This window comes from Sporolactobacillus sp. KGMB 08714 (genome assembly GCF_036598985.1).
Classification (GTDB): domain Bacteria; phylum Bacillota; class Bacilli; order Bacillales; family Sporolactobacillaceae; genus Sporolactobacillus.
The window spans coordinates 61,821-75,223 of sequence record NZ_JAUUBW010000006.1 but is presented as its reverse complement, the minus strand read 5'-3'; the positions used below and the strand labels follow the sequence as shown (position 1 = coordinate 75,223).

The 13,403-nt window shown below is 49.9% G+C and carries 12 protein-coding genes; 8 read left to right on the top strand and 4 right to left on the bottom strand.

Annotation, left to right across the window (positions count from 1 at the left end):
• Positions 1-153 precede the first annotated feature (153 nt).
• Positions 154-1,575, top strand: a complete 1,422-nt coding sequence (locus tag Q6A92_RS03820) for a lipopolysaccharide biosynthesis protein (RefSeq protein ID WP_332237097.1) — start codon at positions 154-156, stop codon at positions 1,573-1,575.
• A gap of 37 nt (positions 1,576-1,612) precedes the next feature.
• Positions 1,613-2,749: a glycosyltransferase family 4 protein gene (locus tag Q6A92_RS03815; RefSeq protein WP_332237096.1), complete on the top strand. Its 1,137-nt coding sequence runs from the start codon at positions 1,613-1,615 to the stop codon at positions 2,747-2,749.
• A gap of 482 nt (positions 2,750-3,231) precedes the next feature.
• On the opposite strand, the gene Q6A92_RS03810 is transcribed toward Q6A92_RS03815, so the two are convergent.
• The 4 genes from Q6A92_RS03810 to Q6A92_RS03795 all read right to left on the bottom strand — a co-directional run bounded on the left by Q6A92_RS03810 (position 3,232) and on the right by Q6A92_RS03795 (position 7,039).
• Positions 3,232-4,458 carry a glycosyltransferase gene (locus Q6A92_RS03810; protein WP_332237095.1) on the bottom strand — a complete coding sequence of 409 codons (1,227 nt, stop codon included), beginning with the start codon at positions 4,456-4,458 and terminating at the stop codon, positions 3,232-3,234.
• Between the two features lie 87 nt (positions 4,459-4,545).
• Positions 4,546-4,827 (bottom strand): hypothetical protein, encoded by a 282-nt coding sequence (locus tag Q6A92_RS03805; RefSeq protein ID WP_274399963.1) that lies wholly within the window; start codon positions 4,825-4,827, stop codon positions 4,546-4,548.
• A gap of 92 nt (positions 4,828-4,919) precedes the next feature.
• Positions 4,920-6,341, bottom strand: coding sequence for a sensor histidine kinase (locus Q6A92_RS03800; protein ID WP_332237094.1), 1,422 nt, complete (start codon positions 6,339-6,341; stop codon positions 4,920-4,922).
• Positions 6,338-7,039, bottom strand: a complete 702-nt coding sequence (locus Q6A92_RS03795) for a response regulator transcription factor (protein ID WP_274399961.1) — start codon at positions 7,037-7,039, stop codon at positions 6,338-6,340. The genes Q6A92_RS03800 and Q6A92_RS03795 overlap by 4 nt, the downstream gene beginning before the upstream one ends.
• An 838-nt stretch (positions 7,040-7,877) precedes the next feature.
• Between Q6A92_RS03795 and Q6A92_RS03790 the strand changes: the two genes are divergently transcribed.
• Genes Q6A92_RS03790 through dltD form a run of 6 tightly spaced genes read left to right on the top strand, consistent with a single transcriptional unit; the run spans position 7,878 to position 13,378 of the window.
• A complete protein-coding gene (locus Q6A92_RS03790; RefSeq protein ID WP_332237093.1) occupies positions 7,878-9,023 on the top strand; it encodes a serine hydrolase domain-containing protein in 1,146 nt (381 codons plus the stop codon).
• A 48-nt stretch (positions 9,024-9,071) separates the two neighbouring features.
• Positions 9,072-9,218, top strand: coding sequence for a teichoic acid D-Ala incorporation-associated protein DltX (locus tag Q6A92_RS03785; RefSeq protein ID WP_443029679.1), 147 nt, complete (start codon positions 9,072-9,074; stop codon positions 9,216-9,218).
• 13 nt (positions 9,219-9,231) lie between these two features.
• The gene (dltA, locus tag Q6A92_RS03780) at positions 9,232-10,746 is read left to right on the top strand and encodes a D-alanine--poly(phosphoribitol) ligase subunit DltA (protein ID WP_332237092.1); all 1,515 of its coding nucleotides are present in this window, start codon (positions 9,232-9,234) and stop codon (positions 10,744-10,746) included.
• Positions 10,743-11,909: a D-alanyl-lipoteichoic acid biosynthesis protein DltB gene (gene dltB / locus Q6A92_RS03775; RefSeq protein WP_274399955.1), complete on the top strand. Its 1,167-nt coding sequence runs from the start codon at positions 10,743-10,745 to the stop codon at positions 11,907-11,909. The genes dltA and dltB overlap by 4 nt, the downstream gene beginning before the upstream one ends.
• 30 nt (positions 11,910-11,939) lie before the next feature.
• Positions 11,940-12,191, top strand: a complete 252-nt coding sequence (gene dltC / locus Q6A92_RS03770) for a D-alanine--poly(phosphoribitol) ligase subunit DltC (RefSeq protein ID WP_332237091.1) — start codon at positions 11,940-11,942, stop codon at positions 12,189-12,191.
• Positions 12,188-13,378: a D-alanyl-lipoteichoic acid biosynthesis protein DltD gene (gene dltD / locus Q6A92_RS03765; RefSeq protein WP_332237090.1), complete on the top strand. Its 1,191-nt coding sequence runs from the start codon at positions 12,188-12,190 to the stop codon at positions 13,376-13,378. The genes dltC and dltD overlap by 4 nt, the downstream gene beginning before the upstream one ends.
• Positions 13,379-13,403: the final 25 nt, after the last annotated feature.

Genomic DNA, 13,403 nt, shown 5'->3' with positions numbered 1-13,403 from the left:
AATACCTTGATATGAAAATTTTAAAGCGGTATGTTTATGCTAACGCCGGATATTTCTTTTCGGCCTCTTCGGACGGTTCGGGTTATATGAATCGGCCGATTCCGGCATACTGAAAATGAATTTTTATGGAAGGAAGCAATAGAACCAACTCTATTGTTCAATAGGATGAGAGCTTTTATACGGAAATTTATCGGATTTTCGGTCGGGCCGTTTGTCGGCGCTTTTCTTTCATTTATTACGATCCCTCTGACCACACATTTTATCAGTCCGGATGAATACGGCAAAGCGAGCATGTTCACGCTCTTCCAGATGATCTTTGCGACTTTCCTGTTTTTTGGAGTGGATCAGGCTTACACAAGGGAATATCATGATACGGAGAATAAGCAGAATCTGTTTCAGAACGCCCTCTTGCTGCCGCTTTTGTTAGCGTTCTGCACACTTTTTGCGGCTCTTGCTCTGCCTGCAACGGTTTCCCGGCTGTTATTCGGCAGTCCGGGCGACAAGCTCCCGGCCGTTTTGTTCGGCGTCATGATCGTTTTTATGGTGATCGAACGGTTTATTCTCCTCTCTATCCGGATGCAGGAAAAAGCACTGGAGTATTCCCTGCTCAATATCTTTGTCAAATTCGCCGTTCTTGTGCTGACTTTGTTTTTTATTTTTTTCATCCGACGCGATTTTCTCGCGGTTGTTTATTCGGCTGTTTTCGGTCAGATTCTCGGCGATCTCTATTTGCTTTTCAGATACAGAAGCCTTTTCAACCTGAAACATTTTTCACTGGACACGGGCCTGTTGAAAGCGATGATTGCGTTCGGTCTGCCGATCGTTGTCGCCACCTCGCTCTCCAGCCTGCTCGATTCGATGGATCGGCTGTCTCTGCGAACATGGAGCGACTTTTACCAGATCGGCATCTTTACGGCCACTCTGAAAATTGCCGCTGCCCTGTCCATTGTCCAGACCAGTTTCACGAGTTTCTGGGTGCCGACGGCCTATCGCTGGTATGCCGAAGGAAAAAACATCCGTTATTTTAAAACCGTCAGCGATTCGATTTTACTCGGCATGTCCGTGCTTGCCGCCGGCATCTTAATTTTCAAGGATCTGATCGTTCTGCTGTTATCCCCCGGATATGCGGACTCCCGATATATCATCGGTTTCCTGTGCCTGCAGCCGATTATCTACACGGTCAGCGAGACTACGTGCCTCGGCATCGTCTTTTCAAAGAAAAGCTATTTAAGTATATGGGTCGGCCTCATCGCCCTCATTCCCAATGTTATCATCAACGTCCTGCTCGTTCCGAAATTCGGAGCGGTCGGCGCCGCGATGGCCACCTCTATTTCTTACATCTTCTTTTTTGCCGCACGGACGCATTTTTCCGCGACAAACGGAATGAGGTTCCCCGTCGTCAAGCATCACATCGTTTTTCTCGTTCTTCTGGCCGGAGCGTTTCTGAATCTGCTTCCTGCAAGCGATACGTTTTTCATTAATATCGGCCTGCTTGCAGCCGTTCTGGCCGTCCAATATCCTACAATAAAAAAGATATGGGTTCTTTCGCACCGCAGACGTGCTTCTGAGGCCTGAAGAGCCCATGCAATTTCCGGTCCGGGAGGGGCGTGCTGTGCTGAAAGTCGACTTTGGCATGCAGGAAGTCAATCATTTTCATATAGGAATCGGCGTCTACGAAAACAGAATCATTATGGAATTAATGAATTACAAAGATTTGGACTGTTCGGGAAATGTTTTTTACGCCAGAGGGCTGCAAAGAAAAAATTTCAAAAGATTTCATTTTGCTGTAAAGATCCTCCATCTGCCTGCAAGGATTGCCTATAACACTCACTTAAAAATATTTCCCGTCTATATGCATCAGATCTGCCGGAGAAAAAGCGATATTTATTTATACCTCAACCATAAGCTGCCTAGAACTAAATTTGACGGAAAAGTCGTGACAACGATTCACGATCTGATCCCGCTGAAAACGGAGGTTGAAAGTGCAGCTGTCAGAAAAACGTTTCTGAGCTACGTTCAGGATGCCGTCAGCCGCTCGGATACGATTCTGACCGTATCGGACTATTCCAGAAATGATATTGCGGCCTACTTTCATATTCCTCACAATAGGATTCATGTCATACCCGACGGCGTCGATTTTGCGGAATTCAATATCCCGGTCGACCGGGTTCAGCTGGAATCGGTCAGGGAAAAATATCGGCTGCCGGAGAAATTTATTTTATATTTCGGTTCAGCAAGGAAGCATAAAAACGTCGGCTCCATTCTCAAAGCATATGCCCGAATCCCGCAGGCACTCAGAACAAACGTTCATCTGGTCATCACAAACGGCAATGAACCGCTGAAAAAAATGGCGGAGGAGTTAGGCATCCGGCCATTTGTCAGATTTGTCGGCCGGGTGGAGAACGCAGACAAGGCGGCATTTTATCAATTAGCCGATCTTAAAATATTTGTATCGCTTTATGAGGGATTCGGCATCCCTGTCCTGGAAGCAATGGCTGCCGGCACCCCTGTCGTCGCCTCCAACGTCTCCGCATTGCCGGAGGTATGCGGAGATGCCGCTCTGCTGGTCGATCCGGCGGATATCGATCAAATAGCCGAAGCAATGGCCAAGGTACTGACCGATGCCGGATTGCGACGGGACCTGATCAACAAGGGTATAAAGAATGCTCAAAAATATACATGGGCCCGTTCGGCAGGAAAATTGCATGATCTCTTAGTCGGCGAATGCCCGGGCAGGGCGGACAAATAAGATACTTCGGGAGAAAACAAGCCGGCCGGCGCGCGTTCAATCCCGGTCCGATGGAATCAATCGATGAAAAATGAGGGCAGATCTTCCTTTATTCGGCAGCCCTTGAACCGGTTCAGCAGTCATCACGGCATTCGGCAGCTTTTTTCAGCAGTTTGTGAAAAGAAGCAGCTGAAAAAATTCACCTCCATGTGTTCACCGGCGCAGACGCCCGACAATCGACCGCTCGATACGGAAAGTGATCAGTGACCGGTTAAAAAATCAATAGTAAATGCCCGAGAATCATCAGTAACAGCCAAAGAATCAACAGTAATGGTTAATAAACAGACTGGAATTAAAATAATGCGAATAATCAGAACTATTTTCGGACTTTTAGCCGGCGCCGCCTCCCGATTTTATCGGGACGGAAAGATCAGCGATGCGTTTCCGAAAATTCAGGACGCATTTTACCGGCCCGCCTGAGTTGGCGCAGCATCGGAAAATGATTACGGTACGTCTTCCCCTTCAAGGATGCGGATCAGGCGCCCGTTCTGCCGTTCAATATTATAGTGGCCGACAATCGTCCGCCGTGCATTCTCCGTTAGCGATTCCCACGTCTCCGGTGTTTTGATAATTTGTTCAATGGTTTGTGCCAGCTGCCCGGAATTTTTTTCCGCGACAAGATAGCCGTTGACGCCGTTCTGAATCAGTTCGGGAATGCCGCTGTGAAACGTCGATACCACGATTTTTTTCATCGCCATCGCTTCCATCAGCTGTACCGGTATACCTTCCATATCCCCGTCCCGGGCAGTTATGCTGGGGGCCAGAACGATATGGGCGTCTTTCATCATTTCGATCCATTCCTCCTGGGTCTTCCATCCGACCAGACGGACGCGATCCGTCAAATGACGGGCGGCTATCTGCTTGAGCAGTGCATCTCGCAAGGGACCGTCTCCGGCAATGGCATACCGGACGCGATAGCCCTTTTCGATCACCCGTCCGACGGCGTCGATGCCGTATGTCAGCCCCTTTTTTTCAACGAAGCGGGCGGCCGAAACGATGTTGATTTCTTCGCCGCGCTCCGGAGAACGGCCCATAAACTCTTCAACATTGATTCCCATATGATGGACAATGATTTTCCCCGGCCGTGCGCCAAGTTTGAGGCATCTGTCCGCCCAGGCCCTGCTGATCGGCAGCAGGGTGCAGTCCGAATCGAACAGATCCCTGTAGACGCCGCTGCCCTTCTGCTTCAGGTAGCGAAGCATATCATAGCCGTGAAAAACGGTAAACAGCCTGCCATGAAGCAGTCCGAGCGCACGGCATTTCTGTGCCAGGAGCCCGTTCGGTCCAAAATGTGCCAGAATAACGTCGCGGTCTGACAAATCGACGCGGTTCAACGTCCGAATCAGCAAAATCAGGTTGGGGTAACGGATCAGGTCATGAAAGGGCACGCTGCCTCCAATATAATTTTTACGAAAAAAGCGGGCGGCCGTGTGCGCACAGAGGCCGCCGAAAAAGCGGAGTCCCTTTCCGCCCGCTCCGCCCGGACCGTAATAGATGACACGATCAAGCAAGCGGTATTGGAGGACCGCATCGTGTACCTTGCCGCCGCCCCCCTGTTTTTTAGCAAGAATTCTGACATCGTGTCCGGCGTCGATCAGGCCAGTCATCTGATTGAGAATAAACGTTTGGGAAATGCTGGGAAATTCACTGACAAAAAATAAAATATTCATCGATCAACTTTTCCTCGATCCATCCGGACCGGATTCTTGAAAAACCCGGCCGTGTTCTGCCGGCAGCTTCCGGCATGATCCTTTTCGTTAGTACTCCGGCTGTTCTTCGCCGTTTTCGTCTCCCGTCAGGCGACGAATGTAGTATATCAGATTTCTCGTGCCGCCGAAACGATTTCTTTCGCGAAAAAAAGCGCGCATATCGTTTTCGGGCAATTCATCGTAGTCGACCAGCTCAAGATTATGGCGGAGCGAATAGGATCGAATCGCGTTCATCAGGGTTGTGGCTTCAATAATGTTTTTGGGAAGCGTGATATCGACGGGCAGCGTTTGTTCTCCGTCATATTCGACAAACAGGGCATACCGGTGCATGCGGAACTCCTCCTCTTCACTAATAGCGGATGATCGGTCCATTTATGAGACAGTTTGGCCCGATGAACGGCGGATTATGTCACCCGGCCGCTTTACGGGCCGGACCGCAATGATCTTTTTTCCTCTCCCGCTCCGCCATCCGGCCATTTTCCGAACCGGACAACAAATTCGCTTCCGGGAAGATTCATGTCCTGAACCCATATCCTGCCGTTTTCAATCTCAACAAGCTGCCTGACAATGGCCAGTCCCAGCCCCGTTCCGCCCTGTTCACTTGATCTGGACTTGTCCAGCCGATAAAAGCGGTTGAAGATTTTCTCCTTTTCTTCATCGGGAATCCGGCTGCCTGAATTCTGCACACGAATGTAGGAATAATTACGGTCGCTGTTAACGATTATTTTAATCCATCCGCCGGCCGGAGTATATTTACGCGCATTGCCGAGCAGGGAAACGATGATCTGGTGAACATAATCCTCGTTGGCCGGCGCGCAGACGTTATCGGCAATATCGGCCGTCAGCGTCTGTTCGACTTCTGACGCATAATCGGCAATCACATTGCCCGCGATGATCGACAGGTCGACCGGAAACAGCGCCTTTGCCTTTCTGTCCAGCCGTGCAATCATGAGCAGCTGATCGATTAATCGCTGCATCCGTTTCGATTCGTGATCGACGAAATGAATCGACTGCCGGATCACTTCCGGATGGTCCGTTCCATGGCGCTGGATCAATTCGACGTGCCCGCGGATCGCGGCGAGCGGGGTCCGCAATTCATGCGAGGCATCGGAGACAAACCGTTTCTCCCGTTCAATCTGCCGCTCGAGCTGAGCCATCAAATGATTGAACGAAACCGCCAGATCACGGACTTCTCGCGGATGAGCAGGCAGCGGGACACGCTGCTCCAGATCTTTTGTCCGGGTGAGGCGATTGATAAACAGCGTCACATCCGTCAGCGGCCGGCTCAGTTTCCGCGAGATTTGGTAGATAGCGAGCGAGCCGAACAGGATGCCTAAAGCCGTGCAGAAGATCAGCACCTTGACCATGGTTTTTATAAAATGGCGGATACTGAGCATCCGGACATATATATCGAATGTATAGCCGCCGTACGAGACCGTCTGATGATAAATCGGAATCAGTCTGTTATTAATAAAGAACGATGTAATCAGCGAAAGTTTCACTAAATACTGATTACTGCCGGCGATTCCTTCGCTGCCTTTAGAATAAATGGTTTTTCCGTCCGGAGTCTGGATATGCACATAAAAATCGGGATGCTGCGCATAGAGCGCATCGCCGACCGCCTCGTTCCAGTCCGGATTTTTCTGCCGCGCAGTCGCAATCAGCTGATGCTCGACATAGCTGACATCCTGGCGTGTCCCCTGGTACAGCTGATAACTGACCACCGCCAGAGCGGAGACGCCGATAAACAGGACCGTCACCAGAAGAATCAGGATGAACCAGAAATTCATTCGGAACAGCATCGTATCTTTTTGCTTCTTAAATGCCTTTATCCAGGCCTTCATTTTTCCACCCTCAGCGTATAGCCGACGCCGCGGATGGTCTGAATCAGCCTGACTTGCCGGTCCTGATCGATTTTACGGCGCAGATAGCGGATATAGACATCGACGATATTGGTTTGTCCCATATAGTCAAAACCCCAGACCTTGGAGAGCAGTTCCTCGCGTGTCATCGCTTTACCCTCGTTTTTCATCAGAACGGCGAGCAAATCGAACTCATGCTGAGTTAGATTGAACGTCTCACCGCCGCGTTTCACCGTCCTCTTTTCAATATCCAGGACCAGATCCTCGATCTTATAGATATGATGCTCCGGAGCGGCCGTATAACTGTTGCGGCGGCGAATAGCGACACGCACTCTGGCAAGCAGCTCCTCAATCTCAAACGGTTTAGTAATGTAATCGTCCGCACCGCCGTCAAGCCCCGCAACCTTGTCGCCGACATAATCGCGTGCCGTCATAATGATGATCGGGACAAGACTTTTTTTGCGGATACGGCGGCATACTTCGAGTCCGTTCAGCTTCGGCAGCATCCAGTCAAGCAGCACCAGATCCCATTTTTCTTCCTTGCTGAAAAACATCTCCAGTGCCTGTTCTCCGTCGAAAGCTTCCTCAACCTGATAGTTCTCAAAGCTTAATTCGGTCGAAACAAACGATACAACACTCTTTTCATCATCAACAAGCAGGATGTGTCTATTTTCCGTCATTGGACACTCCTCTTTTCGCCGTTAGTGTTTGCCGAACGGCCGTTTTCCATGCCGGCCGTTCGTCTCTATTATAGAGATTAATCCATGCGGCGACATCAGACATGCATGAGAAATTGATGAGAAAAATTTAATCATCGGCCTGTCTTTGGATGATGCCGGCAGCCGGTTTAAGAAAGATTTACATTAAAAACCCCGCTCAAAGATCGGAGACCGGATCATTCAATTGATTTTTCCCTAGAAAGATCAATTGCAGCGGCCGCTGCTTCTCCTCGGGGAACCCGCATAAAAAAAATTTTTTTTCGAATCGGGAAAATGCGCCTTGCGAAACGGAGGGAACAGGAACAATTTTTACGTAAGAACGAGAAGGTGCAGGGGCTGCTTCCGGCCCCCATTGTGAGATCGCCCGGACCGAAATAATGTTTTACAGATTTATTTCAACTTTGTAACACACAAATGCCGCGGACGGCGGGAATCGGTTTTGTGCCATCGAATAATAGGGGGAGTCTATCAACGGCAAGGGGGGCAGGGCCCATCTGCAGAAGAATGATAAGGAGAGCTGTTTCGGTATTAATCGGAATGATGACAACCCCCCAATTAGTTTAACTTAGGATTATTAAAATTTCCTTAAAATATCGGCGCCATTTATATGCGATATTCTAAACGAAATCGTGGAGAGCGGCTTTCGCAGCGTCTCTGCTTACGAGCTAAAATTTCCGGGAAAAATTTTACTTTCTCGTATTCGGGAGATACGGGCAGGAAAATACATTCAGAAAAACGACCTGATTGCCGCTCCCTCAGCTTTTCCAAAATCAAAAACATTTGAAAGGACATCGGAACGATGAAAAAGCAGACGGTGCGCCCGGCCGCAATTCTTTTTTTATTGCTTTGCATGGTTGCAGCCGGCACGATCCTGCTGCCGCACGGACAGAAACAGGCAGCCGTTTCTTCTCACGAATCCGCAAAAGTGCCACCATCGAAACAGGCGAACACTCCGGATGGCGGACATGCAGCTTTAGCCCTGAAGCGGGCCGAAATCGATCATTATTTAAGCCATGCGGGCTTCAGCGGCAGCGCGGTCGTCGTCAGCCATGGATATGTGGTGCTGAATAAAGGCTACGGCTACAGTAATTTTCTGCTCCGCAGACCGAACCGGCCTGAGACGGAATACTTCATCGGCTCCATAACAAAATCGGTGACGGGAGTCGCTTTCATGCAGATGGAGGAACGCGGGCTGATTTCTTTCGGCACGCCCGTTTCACGATTTTATCCGGCGTTCCCGCACGGACGGTCGATCACGATGCTGGATCTTCTGTGCCATGTGTCGGGTCTGCGCAGCGAACCTGAAACTTTTAAACGCGTGACCAGAGATGAATTGGTCCAGAGAATAGCCGACTATAACATCCGTCTTCTCTCCCCGCCGGGGACCCGCTGGGCCTATATGGACGCGAATTATGCGCTCGTTGCCGCCATTCTCGACAGGATCAGTCAGAACACATACGGCGAGACGCTGCACCAGTTCATTCAGCAAAATATTTTCAACCGGGCAGGCCTGAAACAGGCGGGATTCGGAAACGGCATCTATCAGTCCGCGCTGGCATCGATCGGCTACGGACGCTTTAATGAACCGGTGCCGGTTCCCTCTTTCTCTCAGCTGTTAGGCTGCGGCGACGTGTACATGTCCGCCTGGGACCTCTATCAGTTCGATCGTGCGCTCGCTGCCGGGATGCTGGTCTCGGATTCGAGTTATCACAGTATTTTTACCAAGCACTTCAGCGGAGTGCCTTACAGCCTCGGCTGGTACACCAGCCGGAGAGACTGGGGGAACGATATTTATTCGAGCCACGGCGTTCTCGGAGGGTGGAACGGAGGCAATGCCTTTTCCTTTGACCGGCAGAATTATGTTGTGCTGCTTGCCAACTCATCGCAGTCATTGGGCATCATCGGTCCCGCCAACCAAACTATTTTTAAAATACTCAAGGGATGACAAAAGCCGGCGGGCAACTGCCGGCAGATAGAAAAAGGAGGGATTCCGGTGAATCATCTGAAACAGTGGATCCGTTATCCGGCCGTTCAATGGATTGTCCTGACCTGTTACTACACAGCCATTCTGCTCGGACTGATTCTGATATACGGTTTTACAGCAGCACATACCGGAACTTTTATTTATAACGAATTCTGAGGAGTGACGCGTTATGAGCATTTTATCATGGATTGAAAGATGGGCCGACGCTTCGCCGGATCGGATTTGTTACATATGGAGGGAAAACCGGATGACTTACGGAGAGCTGAAGAAAAGTTCCGACGCCGTCTCCCATTGGATCGGCAGAACCTGCGGGCACGATCAGGCGCCCGTTCTCGTTCACGGCCACATGCATCCGAACATGCCGATCCTCTTTCTGGCCTGTCTTAAATCCGGCCATCCCTATATTCCGATCGATCGGTCCATACCGGCCGAGCGAATTCTAATGATTGCTGAAGATTCCGGAGCCCGTCTCATTTTCAGTGAACAGCCCGCTCTGCTTCCGGCTCTCCCGCAAACGATCATCAGTCCGGATCGGCTGACCGGAATCCTTGCCGCCGATCCGGCTGACCCATCAGAGAGAGCTTATGAAACAAGAGAAGGCGACATCATTTATATGATCTACACATCAGGGAGCACCGGCCGGCCGAAAGGGGTTCAGATCCCTGCCGAGTCGCTTTCCAGTTTTATCACATGGGTAAACAGCGATTTTGCTCTCGGCGACCGCCAGATTTTTCTCAATCAGGCTCCTTATTCATTCGATCTTTCCGTCATGTCTCTTTATCCGTGCCTGACAACGGGAGGAACCCTGTGGACGGTGGACAAAGATATGATCGCCAGGCCGGCCGAATTGCTGGATTCATTGGCGGCGTCCGGCGTGAATGTCTGGACATCGACCCCGTCCTTTGCGGAGATGTGCCTGATGATGCCTTCTTTTTCCGAAAAAATACTGCCGGACCTCCATACCTTTCTCTTCTGCGGCGAGACGCTGCCCGTACATGTCGCCAGGGACCTGCATGCGCGTTTCCCTGCAGCAAGAATCATCAACACTTACGGGCCGACGGAATCGACGGTTGCTGTAACCCGTGTGCAAATCGACGAGCAGTTGATTGCGTCGGGACAGCCTTTCCCTGTCGGACGCTGCAAACCGGATTGCCGGATCTTAATTTTGGATGCGGACGGACGGCCGCTGCCCGAGGGAGAAAAAGGTGAAATCGTGATCTGCGGGCCGAGCGTCGGCGGAGGCTACCTGAACGAGCCGGAAAAAACAAAGGCGGCTTTCAGCGAGATGGACGGGAAGCGTGCTTACCGCACCAAGGATCTCGGCCTGATGAAAGACGGAATGCTCTATTACCACGGGCGTATGGACAGCCAGATCAAGCTGCACGGATTCAGAATGGAACTGGGGGAAATTGAACACGTGCTCTCGGCATGCCGTTACGTAAAACAGGCTGCGGTCATTCCCGTACGGAAAGGGGATCGTTACGACCATCTGATCGCCATTGTTGTTCCCGAAGATCATCCCTTTGAAAAAAGCTATCAGCTCTCCTCCGCCATCCGGAAAGAACTGAGCCAGTATCTGCCAGGCTATATGCTGCCGCGGAAAATCATCTATCAATCTTCCTTTCCGATGACGGCAAACGGAAAAATTAACCGGAAAGTCCTGCTGAAAGAGGTCGTTCAATGATTTCTTTTATTCCTTACGCCTCATTCCGCTTTTTTATCGTCACGGGCATCCTGCTTCTGCCGATCATTCTGGCAGGAATTGCCGGAAAACGGATGGCCCTTTATAACGATCTGATCGCCATCGCCATGATCTTTCTGATCTTTTACGGCCAGCCGGCACAGTTTGTCTCGATCATCGTTTTTATCATCTGGCAGGCTGCGGTTATAAAAGGTTATGGCGCATTACAAAAAAGAGACGATCGTTCCGGCTATTTTTACGCAGCGGTTGTCCTGGCGATCGTCCCGCTGTTTTTCGTTAAACTGTCGGCAGACGTTCCGTCACTCGGCTTTTTCGGATTTCTCGGCATCTCTTACGTTTCATTCCGGTCGATCGAAGTCATTATGGATTTGCGCGACGGCCTGGTCCATGAGATCCCCCTGAACCATTTTCTCAGGTTTATACTCTTCTTTCCGACGATTTCGTCGGGTCCGATCGACCGTTATCGCCGGTTTGAATCGGATCTGAAACACGTTCCGTCGGGAGAGGAATACAAAGAGCTCCTTTACCTGGGAATCAATAAAATTTTTCAGGGGTTTCTCTACAAATACATTATTGCCCAGCTGGTTCATCAGTACTGGATGAGCTCGCCGGCACTGGCATCGAATACTTTTTTCAGCATCTGGATGTATATGTACGCGTACAGCATGTACCTGTTCTTTGATTTTGCCGGGTACAGCCAGTTTGCGATCGGATTCAGCTATATAATGGGTGTCCGGACGCCGGAGAATTTCAATAAACCGTTTCTCAGCCGCAATATCAAAGATTTCTGGAATCGCTGGCATATGTCACTGTCCTTCTGGTTCCGCGATTTCATCTACATGCGTTTCGTGTACATGATGATCAAAAAAAAGTGGATCAAGGACCGTTACCTCGTTTCCGACCTCGGCCTCCTGCTCAATTTCCTGATCATGGGTTTCTGGCACGGCTTCCTGCTGCAGTATATCATCTACGGCCTCTACCATGCCGCTGCCTTTATCTCATTTAACCGGTTTGAGCGTTTCAATAAGAAACATCGCATCTGGCCGAAAGACAACAAATGGATTCACGCATTATCGGTGCTGATCACATTTCATGTCATTTGTTTCAGCTTCCTGATTTTTTCCGGAAGACTCAATTTTCTTTGAAAATCTAATTACAACAGAGGAGTGTTCGATATGGTTGAAATAACAGAGGCTTTTAAGAAAGATGTTCTGGATATTCTGGCGGGAGTCTGCGAATCCGATGAGGTGAAAGACGAACCGGATGTCCGGCTTTTTGAAGAAGGACTGATGGACTCATTTGCCACGATCTCGCTGCTGGTTGAAGTGGAAAACCGGCTGAATATCAAAGTTCCGGTTTCGGATTTTGACCGCAGTCAGTGGGCAACGCCGAAGATGATTATTGAGAGGCTGGCTGAAAGAAAATGAAGGCGCCGCGATTCGGCCCGATGATACTGGCCGTTGTTCTCGTCTACTCGCTGGTTTTCGCTCCCCCGAGTGTGAAAAGCCTGTCGATCAGCCGGAGCGACGTCTCCCGTGCAGCTTCAACTCTTGATCCGACTATTTTTCAGGGGACGCTCATGCAGCAGAAAATGCTGAAAGACAAGCAGTACCTGCCGATATACGGATCATCTGAGCTGCACAGGCTGGACATCTATCATCCGACAAACTTTTTCAAAATTAATTTCGACGGTTTTACACCTTTTCTGATCGGCAGAGCAGGCATGTACTCGCTGATTCATTTTCTCAATCTGGCAGCCAATGCCGACCTGCTGAAAAATCGGAAGATCGTGATCATTCTGTCTCCGGAATGGTTTACACAGAAAGGACTCAGCACCAGCTACTTTGCCGGCAATTTTTCAGAAGAGCAGATGTATCAGTTCATTTTCAGCAGCAACATCGATCCGAAGCTGAAACAGAAGGCAGCAAGACGATTCCTTCAATTCGGATTTATCAGGCAGAACGGCGCCATTGCTCCATTGCTTGAAAAGATCGCCTACCCGAATAAAACATCCGGAACGTCGCTATTCGTCGACTCGCTTCAAGGCCGAATGAATGAACACATGCTGACGCTGTACGATGCAATCAGGATGCAGAGGATCAGGCCCAATTATTATCAAAGCCAGTATCAGAGACCTGACCCGAAACTAAAAGGAAAAAGCTGGAGTCAGTTGAAATTGATGGCAAAGGAGGATGTCGCCTCCTACACAAATTCCAATCCGTTTCATATCAGCAACGCCCTTTATTTGAAAAGTATCAAGAACAGGCTGATACATTTTAAAAACTACAATGCCTCCCAGAGTTTCAATACGTCTCCGGAATATGGAGATCTGCAGCTCGTTCTCGATCTGCTGAAGGAAAAGCACGCCAAGGCGCTGTTCGTTTCCGTTCCCTTTAACGGGCTCTGGTACAACTACGCAGGCGTATCCCGGCAAAAACGTGAAATCTGCTACCGGAACATTGCCCGCGAAATCCGCGGCAACGGATTCCAGCTTGCCGATTTCACTCGTTTCGACTCGACACCCTATTTTCTTGAGGACACGATGCATATCGGTCCGGAAGGCTGGGTCTATATCGACCAGGCCATTCAATCTTTTTATGATCAGAAAACATGAACTTAAGGCAACAGACTGTCCTATA